This is a genomic window from Companilactobacillus futsaii JCM 17355, from assembly GCF_001435505.1.
Taxonomy (GTDB): Bacteria; Bacillota; Bacilli; order Lactobacillales; family Lactobacillaceae; genus Companilactobacillus; species Companilactobacillus futsaii.
Window position 1 is genome coordinate 72,668 of sequence record NZ_AZDO01000050.1, and the last position, 7,484, is coordinate 80,151.

The following is a 7,484-nucleotide window of genomic DNA, read 5'->3' on the forward strand; positions in this document are numbered from 1 at the left end:
AATCCCTTCTCTATTTATTTAGTCTAAGAATTGAATGTGAACAACTGCTAATTCTTTAACAGTGAAGTCGACGTGATAGATTCCCTTTTTATCCAAAGTGACATCTAAAACTTCATTTTGCATTTGATTGTTTTCATCACGATATGTAATAGAAGCTTGCTTGACACTGCGGTCTTTCAAGAAGAAATTAATTCCATCAACATTATCGATTGACCAATTGCTGACAATCATTTGGGTTTGTGCCTCATCGATAACCATCTTGCAATTGTACATGTTGACTAAGTGTGGAACGCTTGACTGTTCTTCAAAGAAATGCTTTATATCGCCCTCACGAATATCGGTATATTGCGCTTGCCAACCGTATTTTGGAGAGTCGGTCATTGGGAGGATATAAAATTTGTCATCACTGACAGTTACTGGGCCCAAATTGTTTTCAAAACGATCGTAAGCATGTGAATGTACTTTAACTTGAGATTGGTATTGGATTCTTACGTAATCGCCAGTGTGAGTCAACATAGTGATTCTTGGATCACTGATTCCTGAAATCGTTGTACCGTCAAATTGTTCAAAAGATTGCTGCCCTGAACGATTCTTGAGTACTTCAATACTAGTTGCATCGATCAAATTCAATAAATGACGATTGTTCAAAGTAACAACTGCATCCCCATCCAAAAGAACGAAGTTACGTGTTAGCAATTGTGTGATTTGATCATCACTCAAAGTATTCAAAAAGTTTCCCGTAACGGCAACGCATTTATTTTTGATTTCCTGATCAATATAGTTCAATGGTTTCGTTGCGATTCCCATTGTAGAAAGGAACTCCAACCACTGTGTTTGCGAAGCTATTAAACCTTCAAGAGTACCTTCTTCGTCAACTTTAGTTTTTACAACGTCTTGGTTCATCGGTACGATAACGCCGCCACGTTGTTCAATATCGACGCCATGATTGTATAAGAAATCTAAGAATTCTTTGTCATCATCTAGTAAGGCGTCATAACGGTAAGTCGGATTGATCCCGTCCCCCATCATACTGAACATGTTTAGCAAAACGCCGTCAGCATGAACTAAACTCGTTGTATCTAATTGAAATTGAGTAAATTTATTTGACTTAGCATAAGGTGAATACAAGAAACTTTCCATTTCTGGATAAATCTTATGTCTGTCGCCAACTTCCGTTCTCGTTGCAACTGTATATTTTTCAAAGTCTCTAGCATATTGCTGTGGACTTACTTCGTTGTAAGCAGGCAAATGTGGTCTGGAAACAGCTGGGGTATCTTCGCCACTCATTAAGTCCAATAGTTTTTGCCAATCACGCCCCTCAAGAGCGTGTACTTCTGGCCAAGAGCTCATTAGTCCTAATGTTGTAGTTGGTGAAACAGCATGAACTTTTTGTTCGATCATGTGAGCCACATGAAAAATTTCTTCTCGAGCAACTTGCAAATATGCGTTACGGTAAATATTCTCGCCACCAGTGAACATTTTTTGGACGAATTCCTCACGAGACAGGTCAGTTTGTAAGATGTCGTTGTACTGCTTCATGTGATCATCGCAGAAACAACCTAATTTGAAGGGTGCGTTCTTATAATGTCTGAAGTCATCTTCCAGCCATAATTCATGTGGGTGAATACTTGCCCAAATAGCGTAGATATCACTGATATAATCAGCCCAACCGCTGTATCCAGGACAAGCCATGGATAAACTAGTAACGCCTTGATAATTGACCATCGGCTTGATATCAAGCTCTGGTTTGATGGAAATCCCTCGATCAGAATGATTCATCGTAGTCCATGGATTCAAACTGATTGTCACGCCTAATTCTTTAAGCGGTTGACTTATTTCATCAACATTTCTAATTAATTCTTTGGCTTTGTCTAAAGTAATGTGAGTATCTGACAATTCTTCTTGATTTAGGAAAAAGGCAACATCTGAAATGTGAGCTTTTTTGACAAAATCAATCAATCTCTGTTTCTTTTCAGCAGTATAAACATTTTTGTCAACAGCGAGTCTTAATGTATAACGGTAAGGATTATTCATCCTCATCATCCTCGTCAGATTCGGCATTGATAAAGGCGTTAACATCAACGATTCCGTCTTTGCCTTCTTTCATAATGTCGTTAACTTTAATGTCTTGTCCGATAAACTTTTGATTAGCGTAGTTAATAACCATTGGTAGATTCAAACCGGAAATAACGTGCATTTCTGGATAATCTTGAGTCAAATTGACAGCGACATTACCTGGAGTTCCGCCTAGTAAATCAACAATCAAGAAGACAGGTTCTTTGCCATAATACTTTTTGATTTCAGTTTCTACCTTAGCTTTTAGAGTTTCAGGGCCGTCAGATTTTTGAAGTCCCAAAGCTACTGTTTCAGGTAATTCACCAATAATTAATTCTGCTGATTTTAAAGTTTCAATTGCCATGTTTCCATGACTCATCAAGATTAATGCCATAATTTAAATCCTCCTAGATTTTACCAAGTACGCCGATTGCTGAAAGTGCAACTGCGAAGATAATAACGATAAAGATAACCTTTGTAGAAGTCATACCCTTCTTACCTAATAACCAGTAAACAAGACCTACGACTGCAGCTGGAACAAGACGTGGAAGGATCATATCAATGTTACTTTGAACACTCAATGAAACTTTACCAAGGTGAGCAACTAATGGAACTTGGATGTTAATCATACTTGCAATCAAAGCACCAACAATGAAGACACCTAGCAATGTAGCAGCGTCTGTTAAAGCATTTAGTTGACCTTGCATTTCAGAAACAAGTTTTGTACCTGTCTTGTAAGCAAAGTGAAGTTGTTTCCAACGGAACACACAGATTGCGATGTTAACAGCTAACCATAGGAACAAACCGATTGGGTTACCTTGAGCAGCCATTGTAGCAGCAATAGCACCCATGATAGTTGGAACTAAAGCGGCAAAAAGTGAATCACCGATAGCAGCGAATGGTCCCATAAGACCTGTCTTAATACCGGCAACAGTGTCTAGTGAATCCACACCTTCTTTACCTTCAACAGCTAAGTCGATACCTGTAATAATTGTGTTAAAGAAGTTACTTGTATTAAAGAATTGGTTGTGAGTCTTCATAGCTTCTTTTAGCTCTGGAGTACCATCACCATAAATTTTTCTTAGTTGTGGCAAGATTGTGTATAAATAACCTGAACCTTGCATTCTTTCGTAGTTCCATCCCATTTGGAAACCAAACAAACTACGCTTATTGATTTGTTTAAAATCTGCTTTAGTTAATTCATATCCGTTATTCTTCTTCATCACCGGAAACCTCCCCATTAGCGTCTTCGATTTCGTCTTCTTCGTCCTCATCGTCAGAACTATTGTTTGAACTTGCGGCTGGAGCAGAATTTAATTTAGCCATTGATCTCTTGTATTCAAGAATAGCAAATGCACCACCGATTAAAGCAATCGCTAACATTGGTAGAGAATTGAATGTTGTTGTAAAGGCTTTGTTTGCAGCACCAAGACCTGTACCAAGTGTTTGAACGCTTGTGAACAATGTTGAAAGTAGAGCTGTAATTGTGAAACCAAGAATCAAGTAAGCAATGTGTTTCTTAACTGGTAAGTAGTGAAGCAAGATGGCAAAACCAACGGCTGGAAGTGTAGCACCGGCTGTTTGTAGACCAGTGTTCAACCACTGTAGATCTCCGTTTAGATATGTAACCATTGTCTTAACAACACCTTGTCCTAGAGCCAAAGCTAGGAATACAGGGATACCACGTGATAATGTCCATGGAAGTACACCCATGATTGAGTGTCTTTCAATACCCTTGTAGTTGAAGTTTTCGATATCTTTATCAACTTTGTGTTGGAAATAAGTATTAGCAAATCTTGCTAGGATATCAAATGATGTTAACAATGCGGCAACTGGAACACCGATAGCAGCAATAGCTGTAGCAGCTTTCATACCAGTACCGATTGAAAAGGCTGTAGCCAAAACAGTACCTGAGTTAGCATCGATCTTTGAAGCACCACCGAAAGTACCAACACCAAGAACTGTCAATTGAAGAGCGGCACCAATAACTAGTCCGGTCTTCATGTCACCCATGATCAAACCAGAAATCATTCCGGCCCAAACGGGTTGACTCAATGATGAGTTCATTTGCAATTCATCATAAATGTTGTACATAGAATATGCCGTTAAAAGCAATATTTGAACAATTGAAAATTCCATTGTTTCTTCCCCCAATTAATCGCTATTTTTTGTAATCTTTTAAGATACCTGCGAAGTCTTTGGCATCGTCATTTGGAACCATTTGTGCAGTAATTTTAACCCCTGCATCTAAAATCTTTTGGAATGCATCGTAATCTTCATCTGTTACATTGATTGACTGTGTTAAATGTTGTGTATTGTCTTTTTGAGACATATTACCAACGTTGATCGTGTCGAACTTAACGCCTTCTTCAATCATTTGTACCAATGTTTCAGGTTTCTTAACAACAAGGAACACTCTTTGTGATTCATACTTGCCGGCTAAGATATTTGCTGAAGATTTCTTTGTTCCTAAAATACTGAGGTTAACCCCGGCTGGTTTAGCTAATTTAAGGGCAGTTTTTTGAATGTCGTTCTTTATAATATCGTTATCAACTACCATGATTCTTGAAGCTTGTAATTTAGTTGTCCATAAATTTGCTACTTGTCCGTGAATTAGTCTTTCATCGATTCTTACTGCAATAATACCCATATCTTTATACCTCCAAATATTAACTACTCTTCCTTAGGATTTGTTACTGATATCGTGTCTAATGTGATAAGCAAATTGATCGCTTCTCGCAACACTCAAAGTAAACTCAATAATTTGATTATGTGGATCATAAGTTTGCCGTCTGAGATTCAAGCATGGCGTACCTTCTTTGATTTTCAGATACTTACTATCGTTTGCACTAGTAATGCCTGCTAAAAAATATTCATCAGCGTAGTACACCTGTTCATTAAATTCTTCTGAAAAAACTGAATACAATGAACGATTGGATAACATCGATTCAGTCATCAAACTGAAGTGTTCAGCCGGTAAGTATGTTCGTTCCAACATTACCGGAATCCCGTCGGCAAATCGAAGTCGTTTTAACTTAATGATTTGACTGCCCACTTCAGTTTCCAAATTCTTAGCGAAGTATGCATTAGCCTCCTTTCTTTCAAAACTAAGAATTTTGGTTTGTGGTTTTTTCCCCAGTGAAATCATTTGCTTATTGAAACTATAACTACTATTCAAATCACTATTCAGATCAACTCTATTAACAAAAGTGCCTTTACCGTGAACTCGACGAATCATCTCAGTAACTTCTAGTTCCATAAGAGCGGCCCTAACAGTTGTTCTTGATAATTCATATTTTTCAGCTAACTCCCTCTCGGAAGGTAATTTGGCATTGGCCGGTAAAGTCTGAATGTAATTAGTCAGCAAGTTGATTAACTGTTCTTGAAGAGTAATTTTCATACGAATCCAATCCTTTCTGGTATCAACCACAAGACCATTGTATCCGGTTACAATCGATAAAACAACAACTGGGATAGACCATTTGTGGGGTGGTTTATCTTCAAAAATCAACGGTATCAATGGCTTTTCTGGTCAAAAAATAAAGTGGTACTTTTTTTGGTACCACTTACATAAAATACCACTGATAAAACTGGTCTGACCAATTTTTCATATGTATATGCATTTTTTTCATAATGTAATCAATAACGGTTAAACCTCTTGTCACATTTAGAGTACAAAAAAATAACGTAGCGTTATGGCTGCGTTATTTTAGTATAATATTTATCTATTTTTTAAAAATTTTTCTTTATTTCACTTCAGCTACTATTTCAATCTCAATTAAAGCATCCATTGGTAATTTAGATATCTCAATAGCAGTTCTTGCTGGATAACTATCATTAAAGTAAGTCTGATATATTTTATTGAAGGCTTGAAAATCATTCATATCAGATAAGTAAACTGTTGCTTTCAAAGCATGATCTAAATCACTGCCGGCAGTTTCCAAAACATTGGCTAGGTTTTCCATAACTTGTTTAGATTGATTGGAAATTCCTTCTACCAATTTATTAGTCTTTGGATCTAAACCAATCTGACCAGAAGTAAATACGAAATTATTAGATTGTGTCGCATGGATATATGGTCCGATTGCGTCTGGTGCTTGGTCTGAGATTATTCTTTGCATTTTTTTGCCTTTCTTTTATAAATTAATTATTTTCTTGCCACACTTTGGCCATTCTAGACATTGCTTCTTCAATTACTTGATGGGATGTACCGAGATTTAGTCGTAAAAAGTCATCTGCATCAGCCACATAATCATCCCCGATACCAACAACCACCCCAGCCTCATTTGCCATCATTTCTGCAATTTCATGCATACTGTACTTGCTCTTAGAGACATCTACCCATGGCAAGTAGGAAGAATCCATATCCATTAATTCCCACCCATCAAAGTATTTATCAATGTACTTTTTAGTGATCTCTAAGTTCTCGTTAATGTAAGATGCACACTGATCTAGCCACTCGTTGCATTTTTCATAAGCAGTAGTCATCGCAATTTGTCCGGGAATATTTGGAGAAGTAACCGAATTTCTTTGGTACTGTTCTCTAAATTTAGTGCGCAATTCTTCATTAGGAATTACTGAATACGACAATTTTAAACCACCTAAGTTAAAAGCCTTATTAGGCGAAGTAAACATGATTAAATTATCTAAATACTTATCATCTAGCTCTAAGGCCGATGTGAAGGTCCCCCTCATAATATGTTCAGAGTGAACTTCGTCACTAACAAATAAAACATTATATTTCAGACATAGATCAGCGACTTTTTCAATTTCTTCTTTACTCCAAATTCTTCCTGAAGGATTATGAGGCGAACAAAAGAAAATAGCCTTAGGATGGTATTTTGCCATCTTATCTTCTAGCTTATCTAAATCTAAATCATATCGTGTACCATGCTTTAATAAAGGAACCGTAATAACTTTTCGATCATTGTGCTCAGCGGCGTAGGCAAACGGTCCATATATTGGTGTATTCATTATGATACTGTCGTCTTCGCCTAGAAACCTTTGGACTAAAACATGCATGTTAGGAACTGTTCCATATCCTAAGGTGATCCAGTCTTTTCCTAATTCAACATTATGTCGTTTTCGATACCAATTAATAACACTTTGGTACCATTTTTCCGTTGGATAAGTATACCCGTACGCCCCATTACCAGACATCTCAATCAATGCTTCTCTAATTTCTGGTGCTGCTTTGAAATCCATATCCGCTATCCACAATGGGATGAAATCCTCTCTAACATTAGGAAACTTACTTTTTACAATGCTATAGTCCCACTTTCTGGCATTATCGATTCTTCTGTCAGAAAGATTATCAAAATCATATTTTGTCATCATAAATATCCTCTAGTTAACAAAAGAGCCATTTAGTATTAAATCGCAAATTGCAAGAACAAGTTAGCCACTTTGGAAAAATAAAGAAAAGTTAA

The 7,484-nt window shown here is 37.0% G+C and carries 8 protein-coding genes; all 8 read right to left on the reverse strand.

The features are described from left to right. Positions 1-18 precede the first annotated feature (18 nt). The 8 genes from FC88_RS04865 to FC88_RS04900 all read right to left on the reverse strand — a co-directional run bounded on the left by FC88_RS04865 (position 19) and on the right by FC88_RS04900 (position 7,392). On the reverse strand, positions 19-2,034 hold the full coding sequence (locus FC88_RS04865; RefSeq protein ID WP_057813360.1) for a hypothetical protein: 2,016 nt from the start codon (positions 2,032-2,034) through the stop codon (positions 19-21). Next, entirely contained in the window at positions 2,027-2,449 is a 423-nt protein-coding gene (locus tag FC88_RS04870) for a PTS sugar transporter subunit IIA (RefSeq protein ID WP_057813362.1), read from the reverse strand. Before FC88_RS04870 ends, FC88_RS04865 begins: the two co-directional genes overlap by 8 nt. Before the next feature lie 13 nt (positions 2,450-2,462). Beyond that, a complete protein-coding gene (locus FC88_RS04875) occupies positions 2,463-3,278 on the reverse strand; it encodes a PTS system mannose/fructose/sorbose family transporter subunit IID (protein WP_057813364.1) in 816 nt (271 codons plus the stop codon). Beyond that, positions 3,265-4,194 carry a PTS mannose/fructose/sorbose/N-acetylgalactosamine transporter subunit IIC gene (locus FC88_RS04880; RefSeq protein WP_057813366.1) on the reverse strand — a complete coding sequence of 310 codons (930 nt, stop codon included), beginning with the start codon at positions 4,192-4,194 and terminating at the stop codon, positions 3,265-3,267. The genes FC88_RS04875 and FC88_RS04880 overlap by 14 nt, the downstream gene beginning before the upstream one ends. A gap of 22 nt (positions 4,195-4,216) precedes the next feature. Beyond that, complete coding sequence (locus tag FC88_RS04885) at positions 4,217-4,705, reverse strand: PTS sugar transporter subunit IIB (RefSeq protein ID WP_057813368.1); 489 nt, start codon at positions 4,703-4,705, stop codon at positions 4,217-4,219. Positions 4,706-4,738: 33 nt separating this feature from the next. Beyond that, positions 4,739-5,455 (reverse strand): GntR family transcriptional regulator, encoded by a 717-nt coding sequence (locus tag FC88_RS04890; RefSeq protein ID WP_057813377.1) that lies wholly within the window; start codon positions 5,453-5,455, stop codon positions 4,739-4,741. Positions 5,456-5,801: 346 nt separating this feature from the next. Further along, a complete protein-coding gene (locus FC88_RS04895) occupies positions 5,802-6,176 on the reverse strand; it encodes a RidA family protein (RefSeq protein ID WP_057813370.1) in 375 nt (124 codons plus the stop codon). 22 nt (positions 6,177-6,198) lie between these two features. Beyond that, positions 6,199-7,392, reverse strand: coding sequence for a MalY/PatB family protein (locus FC88_RS04900; RefSeq protein ID WP_057813372.1), 1,194 nt, complete (start codon positions 7,390-7,392; stop codon positions 6,199-6,201). Between the last annotated feature and the right edge of the window lie 92 nt (positions 7,393-7,484).